Genomic DNA, 17,943 nt, shown 5'->3' on the forward strand with positions numbered 1-17,943 from the left:
TCAAGCCGGGCGGCGCAGGACAGCCGTGGCCACACCCATCCCGATTAATGCCAGCCCTCCGAACCGGGTCATAGCGGTGATGACGCCTGAACGGCCGATCATCTTGCGCAGGTGGTCCGCCAAAAGGGCGTATGCCAGCGAATTCAGCCATGCCAGCCCCACAAAGGTTACGATCAGGATAGCAAATTGCGGTCCGAGCGGGTCATCTAGGCGCAGAAACTGAGGAACGAAAGCGATAAAAAACGCGATAGATTTCGGGTTCAACGCGGTGACCGCGGCAGCATGGCCAAAAACGCTGTGTGCGGTGACATTGCGCCCGGTGTCCACAGTCTCAAGCCCGCCTGATGGCGCGCTGCGCAACAGTTTGATCCCCAGCCAGACCAAATAGGCGGCACCGACCCATTTGAGGGCTGTGAACAAAGTGGCCGAAGCCAGGACCAGCGCGCCAAGCCCCAAAAGAGAGGCCGTCATAGCCACCAGATCTCCAACAGCTACACCCGTCGCCGAAGCGACAGCCACGCTGCGACCTTTGGACAGGGCATAGCTGAGCACCAGCAAGACCGTTGGGCCTGGGATCAATAGTAGGGCAGTAGATGCAGCGACAAAGGCGAGCCAAAGGTCAAGGGACATCGGAAATCCTGTGAATACGTTTCCCGCAGCAAGCCCGGACCAGCGCGCAAGGTCAAGCCCTGCGTGGTTGTGTGGTCAAACGCATCAAAGCCTCTAGCGGGCCGCTTTTGAACTTTCGAGACCACAAAATCGCAAAGCCCGAGGATGCCGCGCAAAACGCAAACGCGCAGCCCACGATTTGAGCGGCGTTCAGTGATCCATTCAGCAAACCCGCCTCTTCTAATATGCCCATGCCGATCAGGATGTGCGCCATATAGAGCGTCAGGCTCTGCCGACCGGGCGCGGTCAGGGCTGGGCCGATGCGCAACTTTTCGATCTTGGGCCAAAGCTTCAACAGCAATCCGATCACCACGCAAGCCGAGCCGGTTCCGGCAATAATGTAGAACGGTCCCGGTGGGATGGACGCGGTTCCCAGATAGATCACCAGATCAGGGTCCGAGGCCAACATTTGCGGAAACAGGGCAAATACGGCAACTCCGAACCCCCACATGATCAGCCTGTGTTGAATGCAGATCGTGTGCAGTTCGGATCGTCCAATAGCCATTCCGATCAACAGGAACGCCGCCCAGGGAAGGACCGGGTGCCAGCCGTTGAAAAACAGGTTACGCAAAAAACCGGGCAGGGTCCAAAGGTCGGTGTATGTCAGCGTTTCCCAGTCCCAGCCAAGGTCGTAGTTGAAAATCATGACGGCGAGGACAGCCAGCGCCACCACCCCAACTGAACCCAACCACAATGCACGGGTTGGTGCCGTCAGGAAAGCAGCGCCAACAACGAAGTACACGGCGTAGAAATGCAGGATATCGGCGTCAAATACGGTCATGTTGATCAGGCCGAGCGCGAACAGAAACACCGCGCGCCGTAGCAGCACCGACGCTGAAACAGAGGATAACCCAATTCCGATGCCGGCCAGGATGACGAACAAAGCGGCGGCGCGGCCTTCCAGCAAATCGATCAGGGTCGAGGCCCAGTCATTGCCAGGGGCGACCTGAGCGGCGATGCGGAAATTCACCAGAACCATTCCACAAAACGCCAGAAACCGGGCTGCGTCCAATGCCTCAAGTCGCTTCATGCTATCCCTCTGTTTTGCCAGCGTTTTGACGGTGCCGTGCGAACCACAGATCGGTGCAGTACAGGAGATATTTCAAGGTGAAGGGCAAAAAAGAGCCGGGGCTGTGCAACGCGGCAACAAGTTTTAAGATTGGATTAAGTGTAACCCGCGCGGCTTGAAACGGTTCCTTGGGCCACCGACCTTGGATCGTACGCAACACTTCGGAGAGGCCGATGGTTCAAACAGATCAAACACGCGCGAACGCGGCACCTAAAACCAGCCACTCACGGCTTACCCACCTAAAGGGCGCGCTGATCCTTTTGGTTCCGGTCCTCGCGGTGATCTATGCGGGCGTCGTGGGGTACATGTATGTGAACCAGCAATCGTTGTTGTTCAAACCGGACGGAGAATTACCAGCGCCCAACACGGTAGGATTGGCTGATGTGGAGTCCGTTTCCTTCACAATGTCCGATGGCGTTACGCTGACCGCGTGGTCCGCCCCGCCCGCGACCGATGATGCGCCGACAGTTTTGTTCTTTCATGGCCAATCGGGCAACCTGGGCGACCGCGCCGATCGGATGAGAGAGATCCTCAACAGTGGCTTCGGCCTGCTGGCCCCCAGCTATCGTGGATATCCGGGCAGCGAGGGCGAACCGTCCGAGATGGCGCTAATTTCCGACGGCATCCAGATGTATGACCAGTTAGATCGCCAAGGTGCGGACGTTGTGTTGCACGGCCAAAGTCTTGGAACAGCCGTTGCGACCGCCGTAGCTGAACAGCGCCCAAATGCACAGCTGCTGGTGCTTGAGGCACCCTTTACGGCCACGGTGGACGTCGCGGCGGAAAGATATCCCTGGCTACCGGTACATGCCCTGATGCGGGATCAGTTCGCGACCCGTGATCTAATCGAGAACGTCACCGTTCCGACTTTGATATTCCACGGGACCGAGGATGAAACGGTTCCACTGCATCACGGCGAAGCTTTGGCCGCGATGGCCGGGGAGACGGCGCAGATCTATGTCATCCCGGACGGCACCCACAACGACCTCTGGTCGCACGGTTTGTGGGATAAGGTTCAACAGTCCTTGCCAGCCAACTAAAGTTGCCGGTCAGAGAATCCGACCAGCAACAGCATCCAATTTTGCCAACACGGTGGGATCACGTTTCTCCGGTGCGGTCAGGATGGCATATTCCAGTGCCCGGTCGCAGCCATGAGGGCAGGGCGCGCGGTCAGCGCCCAGCAGATCGGGCAGACCTTTGACAAGCGCACGGCCTTTCTCGGCATTGCCGGTTAGTGTGGCGATGATGGCGGTGACGTCCACCTCGCCGTGGTCCGGATGCCAGCTGTCGTAATCGGTGACCATCGCGATCGAGGCATAGCAAAGCTCGGCCTCGCGAGCGAGTTTGGCCTCGGGCATGTTGGTCATGCCGATCACGTCGCAGCCCCAGTGTTCGCGGTACATCTTGGATTCCGCCAGTGTTGAGAATTGCGGCCCCTCCATCGCCAGATAGGTGCCGCCGCGATGAATGGTGATCCCGGCAGCCTTTCCAGCAGTTTCACATGCGTCCGACAAGCGTGGACAAGTGGGGTGCGCGACGCTGACATGGGCGACGCATCCGGTGCCGAAAAAGCTCTTGTCCCGCGCAAAAGTTCTGTCAATGAACTGATCGACGATTACGAAATCCCCAGGCGCCATATGCTCGCGGAACGAGCCACAGGCCGAGACAGAGATCACGTCTGTCACACCAAGCCGTTTCAAAGCATCGATATTCGCACGATAAGGCACTTCAGTAGGGGAATGCACGTGGCCGCGCCCGTGACGAGGCAGAAAGGCCATCTCAACGCCATTCAGCGATCCGGTCAGGATCTGATCTGATGGATCACCCCATGGGGTTTCGACCGTAACCCATTCCGCTTTTTCCAAACCGTCGATGTCGTAAATGCCTGATCCGCCGATGATCGCGATTTTGGTCTGGGTCATGGCTGCTCTCCGTGAAAAACTGTTGTAAGAGTTCTGCGTGGCAGCCGCGGGTTTGGCAAGTGGCTTCAAGAGTTTGTGTAACTTGCTTGCTAGCTATGCGGTTTACGCATATCAGGGTCCCGCTGGGTGCAGTATCTAATGTCAGGTATGACAGGTAAAAGGCATCTTTCGCGCGAACAAACAACCCCACAGGACGTCTCATGCCCCGAGCCATGCTGGCAAGCTTTGCCAATCGTATAGCCAAACCCGATCTCCGCTGGATGCCGGATGAGGGGCTGACCGTCTCGCGCCTGCGGATTGAGCTGTTGTCGGGCCTGACGGTTGCGCTGGCGCTGGTCCCCGAAGCGGTGGCGTTTGCCTTTGTCGCAGGTGTGCACCCGTTGGTCGGACTGTATGCCGCGTTCATGGTGGGCTTGATCACGGCGCTGATCGGCGGTCGACCTGGTATGATCTCCGGCGCAACCGGCGCTCTGGCTGTTGTGATGGTGGCGTTGGTGGCTGAACACGGTGTGGAATACCTGTTCGCCACGGTGGTTCTGATGGGTGTTTTGCAGGTCATTGCAGGCGCGATGCATTGGGGCCGGTTCATCCGACTGGTGCCGCATCCGGTGATGCTGGGGTTTGTGAATGGTCTGGCCATCGTGATTTTTCTGGCCCAGATGGGGCAGTTCAAGGTTCCGGGCACCATGGAAAACACCGGCCACGGCCTAAGCGGTGGTGAATGGCTGTCGGGCCTGCAGCTTTACACGATGTTGGGTCTGGTTGCCCTGACGATGGCCGTGATCTGGGTCATGCCGCGTATAACGCGTATCGTGCCCGCACCATTGGCCGGGATCGTTGTCGTGGCTGCGCTGGTGATCGGCTTTGGACTTGATGTGCCGCGCGTCGGTGATCTGGCGTCTATCGAGGGTGGTCTGCCCGCATTCCACATCCCGATGGTGCCGCTGAACTGGGAAACCTTCGAGATCATCCTGCCTTACGCTGTCATTCTGGCAGCCATCGGCTTGATTGAATCCCTGCTGACCCTGAACCTCGTTGGTGAAATCACCGGCAAGCGCGGAGGGGCCTCGCAAGAATGCATTGCGCAGGGTGTGTCCAATGTAGCGACTGGATTCTTCGGCGGCATGGGCGGTTGTGCGATGATCGGTCAGTCGATGATCAATGTAAAATCCGGCGGTCGTACCCGTATCGCCGGGATTGCTGCGGCCCTGTTCCTGCTGGTGTTCATCTTGTTCGCCTCACCGCTGATTGAGCAGATTCCGCTGGCCGCGCTGGTTGGTGTGATGTTCATGGTCGTGATCGGGACCTTTGCCTGGAACTCGTTCAAGATCATGCGCAAGGTGCCCCTGATGGATGCGTTCGTCATTGTTCTGGTGACTGTTGTGACCGTGATGGAAGACCTTGCGGTTGCCGTTGTTGTAGGTGTGATCGTCTCAGCTCTTGCCTATGCCTGGAACAATGCGAAACGCATCCATGCGGTCAGACGGGACTCGGAGACGGAAGAAGGCGCAAAGGTCTATGAGATTCAGGGGCCTTTGTTCTTTGGTTCGTCCGACGGATTCATTGAACTGTTTGATATTCAGAACGACCCTGACACTGTAATCGTGGACTTTGCCGAAAGCCGCGTCGTGGATCAATCCGCGCTGCAAGCCATCGAAAACATCGCTGGCAAATACGAGGCTGCGGGCAAACGCGTCATGCTGCGCCACCTCAGCCGGGATTGCCACAAACTGCTGAACAAGGCCGGCCACCTTGTGGTCGATAGCGACGATGACCCGGACTACGAACTGGCCGTCGATTACTCGGTCCGCACGGGTGTGCTGGGCGGGCATTGATTGTAAAAGGCGGCCACTTCGGCCGCCTTTTACTTTGGAGCAATCCGTTCCAATTCTTCAATATTACCAGACAGAAGCGCCTCTTCGGCTTCGGCGATCTTCTCGGCGGGCCAATCCCACCAGTTCAATGCTAAAAGCCGGTCGATGGTGTCCTTTTCGAACCGGAACCGCCGCACTTCGGCAGGGTTCCCGGTAATGATCGCATATGGCGGTACGTTTCCGCGAACAACAGACCCGGCACCAATAATTGCCCCCGAACCGATCTGCGCACCGGGCAGGATCATCGCGCCATAGCCAATCCAGACATCGTGGCCGATGAGAGTGTCGCGCGTGTCCGGCTGAAACCCGGTCATTCCGTCCGGGTCGAACACTGGAAACGGAAAGCACGTTAATCCATCCATTGAATGATTGGCCGATGATGTGATGAAACGTACGCCATGGGCGATCTGACAGAACTTCCCCAGCACTAGCTTTTCTTGCGAAAACGGAAACAGGTAGGGGGCAAGTCGTTGCGCCCAATCCTCGGGCGCATCAAAATCCGATGCGTAGCTGTATTCTCCGGCCTGAAACTTGGGATGGTCAATCGCTTCAGACAGGAAAACCGTGCCCTTGTGATCAGAGCCATCAGGGAGCGTTATCGGGTATCTGCGTAAGTGGTCAGGAATTGGCATCAGTCATCCGGTCGTGAAAGGCTGAACAGCTCGGTGACCACTGAATAGTCCCGGTACCCAAGCCTTGCCAGCGGTTGAAATGTTGTGACGTCGAACATGCCGTCTTTCAGGCAATCGTCGCGCAGATGTACGCCGGTTACTTCTCCGAACACCACCCGATTGGCCTCGCCCGGAAGGGACACGATCTGGGTTAGCTTGCATTCCAGCGCTGCCGGAGCCCCATCGATCCGGGCGCATGGGATGGTTTCGCATTCCACGGGGGTGAGGCCTGCATGGCCAAATTCGTCGACATGTTTCGGCAGGCCTGCTGAGCTGGCATTCATCGCGTCGCGATGTGCGTGGGCCACGACGTTTACACAAAACACCCCCGTTGCCTTGATATTGGCAAGACTGTCTTTCGTGCCGTCCTGATCGTGTTTGGTTCCGGTTGAAGCAAACATCACCTGCGGCGGGGTGTAAGCAACGCCGTTGAAAAACGAATACGGAGCCAGATTGTTGATCCCATCTGTGTCACGTGTGGAAATCCAGCCGATCGGCCGCGGCGTGATAATGGCGTTGAACGGATTGTGCGGCAGGCCGTGGCCGTCTTCGGGGCGATAGAACATATGGTCTCCAAGCGTTTGCCCAAGGCGTACCGAAGTGCTAGGGCGATTGCCAGCTAGGAAAAGAGGGCAGGGTGCAGCAGTTCGTGATCAGGCCGGAAGAGCCGGATGATTGGTGGGAGGTCGAGGCCCTCTACGACCTGTGCTTTGCACCGGGGCGCGAGGCGCTGTCCTCGTATCGTCTGCGCGATGATGTTCCGTCGGTGTCGGGCCTTTCCCTTGTTGCGCGCGACGGGCAAGGCATTCTGGCCGGTGCGATCCGGTTCTGGCCTGTGCATGTGGGCGATCACGACGCTTTGTTGCTGGGTCCCGTGGCGGTGCACCCGACCCACCAGGGCGAAGGCCTTGGCGGATTCCTGATCCATCAGGGGCTTGAGGCTGGTCGCGAAATTGGCTGGCAAAGGGTGATGCTGGTGGGCGATGCGCCTTATTATGCGCGTTTCGGGTTCACCCGGCTTTCCGGTGTGGAAATGCCGCCCCCAACAAACCCTGACCGGGTCTTAGGCGTGGAATTGAGCCCCGGTGAATGGTTGAATGTGCGTGGCACGGTCACACGCTGGTCGCGCTGAGCTATTGAAACCACGCCATTTAGCCCCGATGTTTAACGGCAGGAGGGCTTAAATGCAGGACGTGCTTCTAGTCGAAAAGCTGGATACCGATGCTGAATTGGATCGGTTGGCCAAATATTGCAGAACAGCCGGAGGCCCGGGCGTTAAACTGTTGAACAGTTTGGGAGGTTCGGCGGAATCGCTACTGGAACAACTTCCTGTATCTGTGCGGGAGGGGCTTACAGGGGCCACGGAACAGGCGCTTTGGCTAGCGATGCATGCAGCCGAGGGGTCTCGCCGGGCTGTTCCTGATCAAAAGCCCTGGGTCAACACCGCTGTCGCAACGGCGATGGGGGCTGCTGGCGGCATGGGTGGCGTGTCGACTGCCCTGATGGAATTGCCTGCAACAACGGCCATGCTGTTGCGTGCCATTCAGGGTGCGGCGTTCCGCGAAGGGTTCGATCCGTCCGAAGAAGGCGTCAAATTTGATTGCGTTCGGGTCCTATCTGCAGCCGGACCTCTGTCTTTTGACGATGGCGCCGATCTAGGTTTCTTTTCGGTCCGCCTGACGTTGACTGGCCCTGCGATGCAAAAGCTGATTGCAGCGGTAGCGCCGCGACTGTCCATTGTACTGGGCCAGAAGCTGGCAGCGCAATCGATACCGGTCCTGGGTGCGATCGCAGGTGGTGGAACAAACTACGTCTACACCCGATATTATCAACAGGTGGCGCGCGTTCACTTCGGGTTGCGGCGACTGGCAATCGATGCCGATATCCCGCATGAAGATCTGGTTCGGAAATTGGCTGCTCGGGTCTGAAGCCTGTCTAAACTCTTGGAAGAAACCGCACCATATGGTATTCTGACCCCAGCCGGCCGCTAAATGTATAAAAACCTCAAAGGTCGGCGATTGAGGATGAAAGCAGTTTGAAAGGTGGTGCGGCGTGATCGGTGCGAGGCAACCGACGTGTCTGCAGGGAAGCGAACAGCACCTGCGACTTAAGCATCAATCGGCAGCCCTATGCTATCGCATCAAACACGGAAAGCTCAGGGTTTTGCTGATCACAACGCGCAAATCCAAGCGCTGGATCATACCGAAGGGCTGGCTGATCGAGGATATGACACCGTCGCAAGCCGCCAGACGAGAAGCTTGGGAAGAGGCTGGGGTTAAAGGCGATTGTGCAAACAAGCCCATGGGCCGTTTCACATACCTGAAATCCCGCTCGGGTATGAGCCCCATGGTTTGTCTGGTGGATGTCTTTCCCCTCTGTGTTACGTCGATTGCGCCTGAATTTCCTGAATGGGCCCAACGAAAGCGAAAGTGGGTTTCGCCTAAAAAAGCGGCCTCTCTGGTGAAATCGCGTGAACTGTCCCTTTTGTTACGCCGTCTTGGCCCAATTCTACACTGACTCGCCTTGCGAAGGGCTTGATCTTGCCATGTCTGTCGGTATCTATTTGCCTACCGGAAAATGGACGGACCATGATTCAATATTCGCTGAAATGCAGCCGCGACCATACATTTGACAGTTGGTTTCAATCGGCAGCCGCTTACGACAAACTCGCCTCCGCAGGTATGGTGACCTGCGTTGTGTGTGGTGACGCGCAAGTAGATAAGGCCATCATGACCCCTCGCGTTCGTCCGGCTCGCAATGCTCAGACAACTGAACCACAAAGCAAACAGGTGGATGTCGCGACCCCGTCGCCAGATATCGAGAAGGTGCTGGCCGATCTGCGCCGCAAGGTCGAGGAAAACTCGGACTATGTCGGTAAGGACTTTGCCAAAGAGGCGCGTAAGATTCATTTGGGCGATGCGCCCGAACGCGCGATTTATGGCGAAGCCAAGCCCGATGAGGCCAAAGCGCTGATTGACGATGGCGTGCCGGTTTCGCCGCTTCCTTTCCTACCCACCCGTAAAACGAACTGACCCATGCATATCGTTATCACCGGGGCTAATCGCGGAATTGGACAAGCTCTGGCGGGTCGTTACCGCGCGCAGGGGCATGACGTTACCGGAACCGCCCGGGACACCAGCGCGCAGGTCGTGCTGGATGTAACCGACCCGGCGCAGCAGGCTGCTATGGCCGAAGGGCTGGCAGATCGCCCGGTTGATCTGTTGATCTGCAACGCCGGGGTTTATCTGGACAAAGGCCACGGCATTGATGGCTATCCTGCCGACATGTGGGCGCAGAGTTTTGCGACGAACGTAACGGGCGTCTTCCTGACCGTGCAGGCGCTTTTGCCCAACCTTCGGGCTGCGCCGGGCAAGGTTGCGATCCTGTCGTCCCAGATGGCGTCGCATACGCGCGCGCCCGGTGGCAGCTATATCTATCGCGCGTCCAAAGCGGCGGCTCTGAATCTGGGGCGCAATCTGGCGACGGATCTGCGCGCGGATGGAGTCGCAGTTGGCATCTACCATCCGGGTTGGGTGCAGACGGATATGGGGGGCACTCAGGCTGAGATCACAGTTGATCAGGCTGCCGACGGGCTGCTTGACCGCTTTGGGGCATTGTCACTTGCCACAACCGGGTGTTTTGAAACCTGGGACGGTCAGCCGCACGCTTATTGACGTTTCAAAGCCGCCGTGGGGATTTCGTAAACTTCATCGGGGTCGATGAAGACCACTGTCAGGTCACCCCGTGTTTCGTGACTGATCCGGGCAGGTGAGCTGCTGGAGGTCGGTACGCCATCGGTGAAATAGATGCTGCGTACTTCGGCGCCGCCCAGCCCCACTGCCAAGGTCGTGGTACCGTCGTCATGGTGGCGCAGTTCGGCGTGGCAGCTGCTTAGCGCTGCACCGGCTTTGGCACAGGGCACCGTGCCCAGTGCATTCTTGCCGTCGGTTGCAGCCAGCGTTGAGACCTGTGCAAAGGCGGATGAGGATAAAAGGACGAGGGCTGCGGCAGCGCGGATCATGGAGAACCTCTGGGAATAAATGCGAGTTGCAGGCTGACAGCCTCTTGGTCGGTTGTAAAGCGATCAGGTGCGGCCATCCGATTGGTTTTGAACTCTTGCCCTTGCGGCCCCCCTCGCATAAGACGCACGGGACCAGAAATCCAAGGCGCGGAGACACTTGCCCCCATGCCCTTACTCGTGATGAAATTTGGCGGCACTTCGGTTGCCAACCTTGACCGTATCCGCCGCGCAGCCAAGCGCATCGGCGTCGAAGTGGCGAAGGGCTATGACGTGATCGTCATCGTCTCGGCGATGTCCGGCAAGACAAACGAGCTTGTGGGCTGGGTCGATGAAACATCACCGTTGTACGATGCGCGGGAATATGATGCCGTCGTTTCCTCGGGTGAGAATATCACCGCTGGCCTGATGGCGTTGACGTTGCAGGAAATGGATGTCCCGGCCCGCAGCTGGCAGGGCTGGCAGGTTCCGCTGTTGACCACGAGTGCCCACAGCCAGGCCCGGATCGAGGAAATCCCGACCGATAACCTGAACCAGAAATTTGGCGAGGGCATGAAAGTTGCTGTTGTCGCAGGCTTTCAGGGCATCAGCCCGGAAGGCCGTATCACGACCCTGGGCCGAGGTGGGTCGGACACCACCGCCGTGGCATTTGCCGCCGCCTTCGGTGCCGAGCGGTGCGACATCTACACGGATGTTGACGGTGTCTATACCACCGACCCGCGCATCTGCGAGAAGGCACGCAAGCTGGACCGTATTTCGTTCGAGGAAATGCTGGAATTGGCCTCGTTGGGGGCAAAGGTGCTGCAAACCCGCTCGGTCGAATTGGCGATGCGGTATAAGGTGAAACTGCGCGTTCTCTCAAGTTTTGAGGAACAATCCGACGAGGCTGGTACGCTGGTCTGCGATGAGGAGGATATCATGGAATCCAATGTTGTGGCCGGTGTGGCCTATTCCCGCGACGAAGCCAAGATGACCGTTGTCTCGGTGGCTGACCGCCCGGGCATCGCGTCGATCATTTTTACCGCGCTTAGCGATGCGGGCGTGAATGTCGATATGATCGTGCAGAACATCTCGGACGAAGGGCGCACGGACATGACCTTTTCCTGCCCCACCGATCAGGTGGCCCGCGCCGAACAGGCATTGCTGGCGATCAAGGATGCGGGTGAGTTGAATTATGCCGAACTGGTCGCGGATCAGGATGTCTGCAAGGTCTCGGTCGTGGGTATCGGTATGCGCTCGCAGTCGGGCGTGGCGGCCAAGATGTTCAAGATACTCTCGGATGAGGGGATCAATATCAAGGTCATTACAACCTCCGAGATAAAAATTTCCGTCCTTATCGACAGGAAATACATGGAACTTGCTGTTCAGGCACTGCATGATGCCTTTGAATTGGACAAGGCGGCCTGAGCATTTCAGCCAAAGGTCTCGCCTGATTCCGTAATTTGGGTGGGATATGGCGGAAGGCACCGAAACTGAATCCCGCAAGCTGCTGGGGCGGCTGCGCGAAGAGATGGCGAGTGAAGCCGCCGGTCAGGAACGTCTTGACCGGATCACGCATCTGATTGCCGACAGTATTCGGGCCGAGGTGTGCTCGATCTACCTGTTCCGGGATGCCGACACCCTTGAGCTTTGCGCGACTGAAGGGTTGTCGCCAGAGGCGGTTCACAAAACACGTATGCGGTTGGGTGAAGGGCTTGTGGGTCATGTTGCGCAATCCGGCAAGGTCGTGAACACCGCCGACGCGCCTTCGACCAAAGGGTTTCGGTACATGCCGGAAACCGGCGAAGAGAGGTTCTCGTCCTTCATTGGGGTGCCGATCCAGCGTTTGGGTGAAAAGCTGGGCGTACTGGTCGTTCAATCCCGTGATGCGCGCGTGTACTCTGCTGACGAGGTCTATGCGTTGGAAGTGGTCGCCATGGTTCTGGCCGAGATGACCGAGCTTGGTGCCTTTGTGGGCGAGGGCGCAGCGCTTTCACCCCGGCACCAGCAATCGGTGCAATTTGAGGGGGGACCAGCACAGGAAGGATCTGCCGAAGGGCATGTCTGGTTGCATGAACCCCGTGTTGTCGTCACCAACCCGATTGCCGACGATCCCCATCGCGAACGCGAACGTCTGAACGAAGCCGTGGATGAGCTGCGCGTGGGTGTCGACAAGATGCTTGAGATTTCGCAGGGCGGTGACACGGAACAATTGCAGGTTCTGGAAGCCTATCGCATGTTCGCCAATTCCAAAGGCTGGATGCGCCGGATGGAGGAGGATATTGCCCTCGGCCTTAGCGCCGAAGCGGCGGTTGAGAAAGAACAATCGCAAGCCCGCGCCCGCATGGGGCAGGTTACCGACCCCTATCTGCGGGAACGGCTGGCAGATCTGGATGACCTCAGCAACCGGCTGCTGCGGATTCTGACCGGGCAGGGGGGCACTAACGGGGCCGACTTGCCACCGGATCCGATTCTGGTTGCCCGAAATATCGGGCCTGGGGATCTGTTGGAATATGGTCGCTCGTTGAAAGGGATCGTTCTTGAGGAAGGCTCGGTCGGTAGCCACGCCACGATTGTGGCCCGCGCCCTTGCAATTCCACTAGTGGTTCACGTTGGGCACATCACGACCGAGGCGTTGAACGGAGATCATATTCTGGTCGATGGCGATCAGGGCATGGTCCAACTGCGTCCGGAAGATACGGTTGTTTCCGCGTTTCGCGATAAAATCGCTATGCAGGCCAAAGCGCAGGAACGCTATGCCTCGATCCGCGATACTCCGACAGTGACGCGCGATGGTGAGCGGATCAATCTGGTTATGAACGCGGGCCTGATGGCCGATCTGCCGTCGCTGGGAAATTCCGGGGCCGAGGGTGTGGGCCTGTTCCGCACCGAGCTTCAGTTCCTGATCCGCAATCAGATGCCCAAGCGGTCCGAGCTTGTGACACAGTATCAACGCGTAATGGATGCTGCTGGCGACATGCGCGTTGTGTTCCGCACACTGGATATCGGGTCGGATAAAGTTCTGCCCTATATGAAGCACGTCGAAGAGCCGAACCCGGCTTTGGGCTGGCGCGCTATTCGCGTTGGTCTGGACAAACGCGGCGTGATGCGGATGCAGTTGCAGGCGTTGATGCGTGCAGCCAATGGGCGGCCTTTGACAATCATGTTCCCGTTTGTGGCGCAGGCCGAAGAATACCGTGAGGCACGTTGGGAAGTGAACAAGACCATCGAACGCGAAAAGCGTCTTGGTCATGTGCTGCCAGAATCGATCGAAGTTGGCGCAATGCTGGAAACGCCATCTCTCGCCTTTGCCCCGCAGAAGTTCTTTGACGAGGTGGATTTCGTCTCGATCGGGGGCAACGACCTGAAACAGTTCTTTTTTGCCGCTGACCGCGAAAACGAGCTGGTGCGCCGACGTTATGACACGCTGAACGTCAGCTTCCTGACCTTCATCGAACGGATTGTCGAGCGCTGCAATATCTCGAACACGCCGTTGTCTTTCTGTGGCGAGGATGCCGGGCGACCGGTTGAGGCACTGTGTCTGGCAGCCATGGGTATTCGGACCTTGTCAATGCGCCCGGCGTCGATTGGCCCGGTCAAAAGCGTGTTGTTGCGTGCCGACCTGCAGTCACTGCGTAAGATCATTGCCGACGCCCGTCATCGCGGAGACCAATCGGTTCGATCCTCGGTAATGGAGTGGTTGCGGAATCAGGGTTGATTTTCCAGTTGTGCTTCCCTATTCAGTGCCTGAATGTTAGCGGTAACAATGCTTGCATCACAAGGACCAGTGATAACTGCGCCTAAGTGATGCCAGCAGATTTGAAGGAGCCCATAGATGGTTTCACGCGTAATCCCGGTAGACCCGTTCGATCTGGTGCTATTCGGCGCGACCGGTGATCTGGCGCAGCGCAAGATCTTACCCGGGCTCTATCATCGGTTCGAAGTCGGTCAGATGCCCGAAGACGCAAAGATTATCGGCACAGCGCGGTCCGACATGGACAGCGACGGGTTCCGGGACCAAATACGCGCCTCGATGAAAGAATTTGCGCCTGCATTCAAAAAGGACGTTCTGGATCAGTTTCTAAGCCATGTTGAATATGTTCCCGTTGACGCAATGGGAGATTCTGGCTGGAAAGATCTTGCCAACACCTTGCGTCCTGACGTGGTACGCGCCTTCTACCTGTCAGTTGGTCCCAGCCTTTTCTCGGGCATCGCAAAACGGCTGAGCGATCATGGTTTGGCGACCCCTGACAGCCGTATCGTGGTCGAAAAACCCTTTGGCCACGACCTCGCGTCAGCCCGGGCGCTGAACTCCGGGCTGCGAGCCTGCTTTGAAGAGCACCAGATATATCGGATCGACCACTATTTGGGAAAGGAAACGGTGCAGAACCTGATGGCGCTGCGCTTTGCAAATTCCCTGTTCGAACCTCTCTGGAACGCGACACATGTCGATCACGTTCAAATTACCGTGGCCGAGACTGTTGGCGTCGAAGGGCGCGGGGCCTATTACGATCAGTCCGGTGCGATGCGGGATATGGTGCAGAACCACCTTGTTCAGCTTCTGTGTCTGACTGCGATGGAACCTCCGTCCAAATTTTCGCCCAACGCCGTGCGGGACGAGAAGGTCAAGGTGATCGAGGCGCTGGAGCCTGTTGCGCCGTCTGACATCGCACGCGGTCAATATCGTTCGAGCAAGGGCGGCGACGGTTACTTGGATCATGTTGGTAACCCCGCAAGCCGCACCGAAAGCTACATCGCTCTTAAGGCCCATATCGGCAACTGGCGCTGGGCGGGCGTACCATTCTATCTGCGAACCGGAAAACGCCTGCGTGCCCGCGAATCCGAAATCGCGGTGTTTTTCCGGGATCCGCCGCATACGATCTTTCCCAATGTCGGCCCGCTGCACGGCAATGTGCTGGTGATCCGCCTGCAACCGGACGAGGGCATCACACTGCGCACCACGATCAAAGAACCGGGGCAAGGCGGCTTCCGCTTGTCCGACGTGGCGCTGGACATGAGCTTTGCCGATGCACTGGGTGATGAGGCCCAGTCGCCGGACGCTTATGAACGACTGATCATGGATGTCATTCGTGGCGACCAAACACTGTTCATGCGCGGGGACGAGGCAGAGGCCGCCTGGGCCTGGGTTGATCCCATTATTCACAGTTGGGAAGAGCGTGGAGATCGCCCCGCGAAATATGATCAGGGCAGTTCCGGCCCAGAAGAAGCGCTGATGCTGATGCATCGCGATGGGCGCCGCTGGCGTCAGATCGGAGGGTAATCATGGTACAATCAGTCATCACCGACGTCACACAACGCATCATCGACCGCAGCGCCGAACTGCGCGGCCCGCATATTGAGCGTATGGAACATGCCCGATCCAAGGGACCGGCGCGCGCGCATTTGTCTTGCAGCGGCCAAGCCCACGCCTATGCCGGCGCGGGTGAAGATCAGCAATCCATGGTCACCGGTACGGCCGGGAACCTGGGCATTGTGACCGCCTATAATGACATGCTTTCCGCGCACCAGCCGTTCGAGCGTTATCCCGGATTGATCCGAGACGCGATCCGCAAAGCGGGCGGCACCGCACAGGTCGCGGGCGGTGTACCAGCCATGTGTGATGGGGTCACCCAAGGCGAGGCGGGAATGGAGTTGTCTCTGTTTTCCCGCGACGTGATTGCCCTGGCGACTGGAGTAGCGCTGAGCCACAATACCTACGATGCGGCCGTTTTCTTAGGCGTCTGTGACAAGATCGTGCCCGGTCTGGTCATTGGTGCACAGGCGTTCGGCCATCTGCCCGCTGTTTTCCTGCCAGCAGGACCGATGACCAGCGGTTTGCCCAACGATGAAAAAGCCAAGATTCGCCAGAAATTCGCCGCCGGAGAAATCGGCCGCGACGAGCTCATGGCTGCGGAAATGGCCGCGTATCACGGACCGGGCACTTGTACTTTTTATGGCACCGCGAACACCAATCAGATGCTGATGGAATTCATGGGCCTGCACCTGCCGGGCTCCAGCTTTGTGAACCCCAACACGCCTCTGCGGGACGCACTGACCGAGGAAGGCGCGCGCCGCGCGCTGTCACTGAGTGCGCTGGGCAACCGCTATACACCGGTCTATCAGGTGCTGGATGAGCGGGCGTTTGTGAACGGCATCGTGGGTCTGATGGCCACGGGTGGGTCGACCAACCTGCTGATCCATCTGATCGCAATGGCGCGCGCAGGTGGTATCGTGCTGGATTGGCAGGATTTTTCGGACATTTCCGCCGTGGTGCCTCTGGTTGCGCGGGTTTATCCGAACGGTCTGGCAGACGTGAACCACTTCCACGCAGCTGGTGGTCTTGGATACTGCATTGGAACGCTACTGGAAGACGGGCTGTTGCACCCTGACACTCTGACCGTCGCGGGGCAGGGTCTGCAGAATTACACTAAAGAACCGAAGCTGAAGAACGGTGAGCTGGTTTGGGAAGACGGGGCTGGCCACAGCCTGAACGAAAAAATCGTCCGCCCGGCGAAAGACCCGTTCCAACCTACTGGTGGGTTGTCGCGCCTAACCGGCAATTTGGGCACCGGCGTGATGAAGGTTTCGGCCGTCGCCCCGGAACATCAGGTTGTCGAAGCGCCTGTACGCGTTTTCCATGATCAGGACGAAGCAAAAGCTGCGTTCAAGGCCGGAGAGTTCACCGGCGACGTCATCGTTGTTGTCCGGTTCCAGGGACCCAAGGCAAATGGCATGCCCGAGCTACACTCGCTGACGCCGATCCTGTCGATCTTGCAGGGTCGCGGCCAAAAGGTGGCGCTTGTAACCGATGGTCGTATGTCCGGCGCGTCCGGCAAAGTCCCTGCGGCGATCCATGTCTGCCCCGAGGCGCTGGATGGTGGGCCGATCGCTTACCTGCAGGATGGCGACATCTTGCGCGTCGATGCGGTGAAGGGTGAGTTGGAGATTCTGACCCCCGGGGTTCTGGACCGTGCCCCTGCCACTGCTGATTTGTCGGCCAACCAACACGGCGTGGGGCGTGACCTTTTCGCTACCTTCCGCCAAAATGTCGGATCAGCAGACACCGGCGCCAGTATTTTCGGAGTTTGACCCATGTCCAAAACCCAACGCACGCGTGAAATCTGCGCACTTGCGCCCATTGTTCCTGTTCTTGTCGTCGATGACGTGGCTCAGGCGCGCCCATTGGCCGAGGCGCTTGTCGCAGGTGGCCTGCCCGCGCTTGAGGTTACTCTGCGCACACCTGCTGCACTAGACGCGATCCGCGCGATGGCGGATGTGCCGGGCGGCGTCGTCGGCGCAGGAACTTTGGTAACGCCCGAAGATGTGTGCGCCGCGAAAGAGGCAGGCGCGCAATTCGGGGTCTCGCCCGGTGCCACCGACATTTTGATCGCGGCCTGCGAGGCCGAAGGCCTGCCCTTGTTGCCCGGCGCCGCCACAGCCAGTGAGGCGATGCGTCTGTTGGAAAAGGGCTATGACATGCTCAAGTTCTTCCCGGCCGAAGCATCGGGTGGTGCACCGGCGTTGAAGGCGATCGGCGCACCGTTGCCGCAAATCAAGTTTTGCCCGACCGGTGGTGTGTCGCCCGAAAATGCAAAGAATTACCTGTCCTTGTCCAATGTGGTTTGCGCGGGCGGAAGCTGGGTTGCGCCGAAAAAGATGGTCATTGATGGGGATTGGGCCGGTATCGAAAACCTTGCGCGCGCGGCCTCCAAGCTGATGGATTGACGCCGCTTAAAGCTGC

At 58.3% G+C, this 17,943-nt stretch carries 18 protein-coding genes; 12 read left to right on the forward strand and 6 right to left on the reverse strand.

Annotated features, from left to right (window positions below; genetic code table 11):
- Positions 1–630: a LysE family translocator gene (locus tag AC2FGC_RS11825; RefSeq protein ID WP_496726001.1), complete on the reverse strand. Its 630-nt coding sequence runs from the start codon at positions 628–630 to the stop codon at positions 1–3.
- Positions 631–682: 52 nt separating this feature from the next.
- Complete coding sequence (locus AC2FGC_RS11830) at positions 683–1,699, reverse strand: DUF418 domain-containing protein (protein WP_496726002.1); 1,017 nt, start codon at positions 1,697–1,699, stop codon at positions 683–685.
- 212 nt (positions 1,700–1,911) lie between these two features.
- On the opposite strand from AC2FGC_RS11830, the gene AC2FGC_RS11835 reads away from it, so the two are divergent.
- On the forward strand, positions 1,912–2,778 hold the full coding sequence (locus AC2FGC_RS11835; protein ID WP_496726003.1) for an alpha/beta hydrolase: 867 nt from the start codon (positions 1,912–1,914) through the stop codon (positions 2,776–2,778).
- 9 nt (positions 2,779–2,787) lie between these two features.
- Here AC2FGC_RS11835 and AC2FGC_RS11840 read toward each other — a convergent pair whose 3' ends face one another.
- On the reverse strand, positions 2,788–3,660 hold the full coding sequence (locus AC2FGC_RS11840) for an S-methyl-5'-thioadenosine phosphorylase (protein ID WP_496726004.1): 873 nt from the start codon (positions 3,658–3,660) through the stop codon (positions 2,788–2,790).
- 200 nt (positions 3,661–3,860) lie between these two features.
- Here AC2FGC_RS11840 and AC2FGC_RS11845 point away from each other — a divergent pair, with 200 nt between their 5' ends.
- The gene (locus AC2FGC_RS11845) at positions 3,861–5,495 is read left to right on the forward strand and encodes a SulP family inorganic anion transporter (protein WP_496726005.1); all 1,635 of its coding nucleotides are present in this window, start codon (positions 3,861–3,863) and stop codon (positions 5,493–5,495) included.
- 29 nt (positions 5,496–5,524) lie between these two features.
- Here AC2FGC_RS11845 and AC2FGC_RS11850 read toward each other — a convergent pair whose 3' ends face one another.
- Both AC2FGC_RS11850 and AC2FGC_RS11855 read right to left on the reverse strand, forming a co-directional pair.
- Positions 5,525–6,166 carry a CatB-related O-acetyltransferase gene (locus AC2FGC_RS11850; protein WP_496726006.1) on the reverse strand — a complete coding sequence of 214 codons (642 nt, stop codon included), beginning with the start codon at positions 6,164–6,166 and terminating at the stop codon, positions 5,525–5,527.
- Positions 6,166–6,771, reverse strand: coding sequence for a flavin reductase family protein (locus tag AC2FGC_RS11855; RefSeq protein WP_496726007.1), 606 nt, complete (start codon positions 6,769–6,771; stop codon positions 6,166–6,168). Before AC2FGC_RS11855 ends, AC2FGC_RS11850 begins: the two co-directional genes overlap by 1 nt.
- A gap of 71 nt (positions 6,772–6,842) precedes the next feature.
- On the opposite strand from AC2FGC_RS11855, the gene AC2FGC_RS11860 reads away from it, so the two are divergent.
- The 5 genes from AC2FGC_RS11860 (at position 6,843) to AC2FGC_RS11880 (ending at position 9,879) form a co-directional block, all read left to right on the forward strand.
- A complete protein-coding gene (locus AC2FGC_RS11860; protein WP_496726009.1) occupies positions 6,843–7,337 on the forward strand; it encodes a GNAT family N-acetyltransferase in 495 nt (164 codons plus the stop codon).
- Between the two features lie 52 nt (positions 7,338–7,389).
- Positions 7,390–8,133 (forward strand): EcsC family protein, encoded by a 744-nt coding sequence (locus AC2FGC_RS11865; RefSeq protein ID WP_496726010.1) that lies wholly within the window; start codon positions 7,390–7,392, stop codon positions 8,131–8,133.
- Between the two features lie 124 nt (positions 8,134–8,257).
- Positions 8,258–8,722: an NUDIX hydrolase gene (locus AC2FGC_RS11870; RefSeq protein ID WP_496726011.1), complete on the forward strand. Its 465-nt coding sequence runs from the start codon at positions 8,258–8,260 to the stop codon at positions 8,720–8,722.
- Between the two features lie 71 nt (positions 8,723–8,793).
- Positions 8,794–9,237: a DUF1178 family protein gene (locus tag AC2FGC_RS11875; RefSeq protein WP_282120015.1), complete on the forward strand. Its 444-nt coding sequence runs from the start codon at positions 8,794–8,796 to the stop codon at positions 9,235–9,237.
- Between the two features lie 3 nt (positions 9,238–9,240).
- Positions 9,241–9,879, forward strand: coding sequence for an SDR family NAD(P)-dependent oxidoreductase (locus AC2FGC_RS11880; RefSeq protein ID WP_496726012.1), 639 nt, complete (start codon positions 9,241–9,243; stop codon positions 9,877–9,879).
- On the opposite strand, the gene AC2FGC_RS11885 is transcribed toward AC2FGC_RS11880, so the two are convergent.
- Positions 9,873–10,226 (reverse strand): hypothetical protein, encoded by a 354-nt coding sequence (locus tag AC2FGC_RS11885; protein ID WP_496726013.1) that lies wholly within the window; start codon positions 10,224–10,226, stop codon positions 9,873–9,875. The genes AC2FGC_RS11880 and AC2FGC_RS11885 overlap by 7 nt on opposite strands.
- A 165-nt stretch (positions 10,227–10,391) precedes the next feature.
- Here AC2FGC_RS11885 and AC2FGC_RS11890 point away from each other — a divergent pair, with 165 nt between their 5' ends.
- The 5 genes from AC2FGC_RS11890 to eda all read left to right on the forward strand — a co-directional run bounded on the left by AC2FGC_RS11890 (position 10,392) and on the right by eda (position 17,927).
- A complete protein-coding gene (locus tag AC2FGC_RS11890) occupies positions 10,392–11,630 on the forward strand; it encodes an aspartate kinase (protein WP_496782400.1) in 1,239 nt (412 codons plus the stop codon).
- Positions 11,631–11,676: 46 nt separating this feature from the next.
- The gene (gene ptsP / locus AC2FGC_RS11895) at positions 11,677–13,920 is read left to right on the forward strand and encodes a phosphoenolpyruvate--protein phosphotransferase (protein ID WP_496782402.1); all 2,244 of its coding nucleotides are present in this window, start codon (positions 11,677–11,679) and stop codon (positions 13,918–13,920) included.
- Positions 13,921–14,037: 117 nt separating this feature from the next.
- Entirely contained in the window at positions 14,038–15,483 is a 1,446-nt protein-coding gene (zwf, locus tag AC2FGC_RS11900; protein WP_496726016.1) for a glucose-6-phosphate dehydrogenase, read from the forward strand.
- A 2-nt stretch (positions 15,484–15,485) separates the two neighbouring features.
- Entirely contained in the window at positions 15,486–17,291 is a 1,806-nt protein-coding gene (gene edd / locus AC2FGC_RS11905) for a phosphogluconate dehydratase (RefSeq protein ID WP_496782404.1), read from the forward strand.
- A 3-nt stretch (positions 17,292–17,294) separates the two neighbouring features.
- The gene (eda, locus tag AC2FGC_RS11910; protein ID WP_496726018.1) at positions 17,295–17,927 is read left to right on the forward strand and encodes a bifunctional 4-hydroxy-2-oxoglutarate aldolase/2-dehydro-3-deoxy-phosphogluconate aldolase; all 633 of its coding nucleotides are present in this window, start codon (positions 17,295–17,297) and stop codon (positions 17,925–17,927) included.
- Positions 17,928–17,943: the final 16 nt, after the last annotated feature.

The organism is Ruegeria sp. CDSC054 (genome assembly GCF_059610645.1).

Excerpts from the sequence above, each read along its gene's own strand:
- AC2FGC_RS11825 (WP_496726001.1), bottom strand. The coding sequence starts at position 630 with ATGTCCCTTGACCTTTGGCTCGCCTTTGTCGCTGCATCTACTGCCCTA.
- AC2FGC_RS11830 (WP_496726002.1), bottom strand. The coding sequence starts at position 1,699 with ATGAAGCGACTTGAGGCATTGGACGCAGCCCGGTTTCTGGCGTTTTGT.
- AC2FGC_RS11835 (WP_496726003.1), top strand. The coding sequence starts at position 1,912 with ATGGTTCAAACAGATCAAACACGCGCGAACGCGGCACCTAAAACCAGC.
- AC2FGC_RS11840 (WP_496726004.1), bottom strand. The coding sequence starts at position 3,660 with ATGACCCAGACCAAAATCGCGATCATCGGCGGATCAGGCATTTACGAC.
- AC2FGC_RS11845 (WP_496726005.1), top strand. The coding sequence starts at position 3,861 with ATGCCCCGAGCCATGCTGGCAAGCTTTGCCAATCGTATAGCCAAACCC.
- AC2FGC_RS11850 (WP_496726006.1), bottom strand. The coding sequence starts at position 6,166 with ATGCCAATTCCTGACCACTTACGCAGATACCCGATAACGCTCCCTGAT.
- AC2FGC_RS11855 (WP_496726007.1), bottom strand. The coding sequence starts at position 6,771 with ATGTTCTATCGCCCCGAAGACGGCCACGGCCTGCCGCACAATCCGTTC.
- AC2FGC_RS11865 (WP_496726010.1), top strand. The coding sequence starts at position 7,390 with ATGCAGGACGTGCTTCTAGTCGAAAAGCTGGATACCGATGCTGAATTG.
- AC2FGC_RS11875 (WP_282120015.1), top strand. The coding sequence starts at position 8,794 with ATGATTCAATATTCGCTGAAATGCAGCCGCGACCATACATTTGACAGT.
- AC2FGC_RS11880 (WP_496726012.1), top strand. The coding sequence starts at position 9,241 with ATGCATATCGTTATCACCGGGGCTAATCGCGGAATTGGACAAGCTCTG.
- AC2FGC_RS11885 (WP_496726013.1), bottom strand. The coding sequence starts at position 10,226 with ATGATCCGCGCTGCCGCAGCCCTCGTCCTTTTATCCTCATCCGCCTTT.
- AC2FGC_RS11890 (WP_496782400.1), top strand. The coding sequence starts at position 10,392 with ATGCCCTTACTCGTGATGAAATTTGGCGGCACTTCGGTTGCCAACCTT.
- ptsP (WP_496782402.1), top strand. The coding sequence starts at position 11,677 with ATGGCGGAAGGCACCGAAACTGAATCCCGCAAGCTGCTGGGGCGGCTG.
- zwf (WP_496726016.1), top strand. The coding sequence starts at position 14,038 with ATGGTTTCACGCGTAATCCCGGTAGACCCGTTCGATCTGGTGCTATTC.
- edd (WP_496782404.1), top strand. The coding sequence starts at position 15,486 with ATGGTACAATCAGTCATCACCGACGTCACACAACGCATCATCGACCGC.
- eda (WP_496726018.1), top strand. The coding sequence starts at position 17,295 with ATGTCCAAAACCCAACGCACGCGTGAAATCTGCGCACTTGCGCCCATT.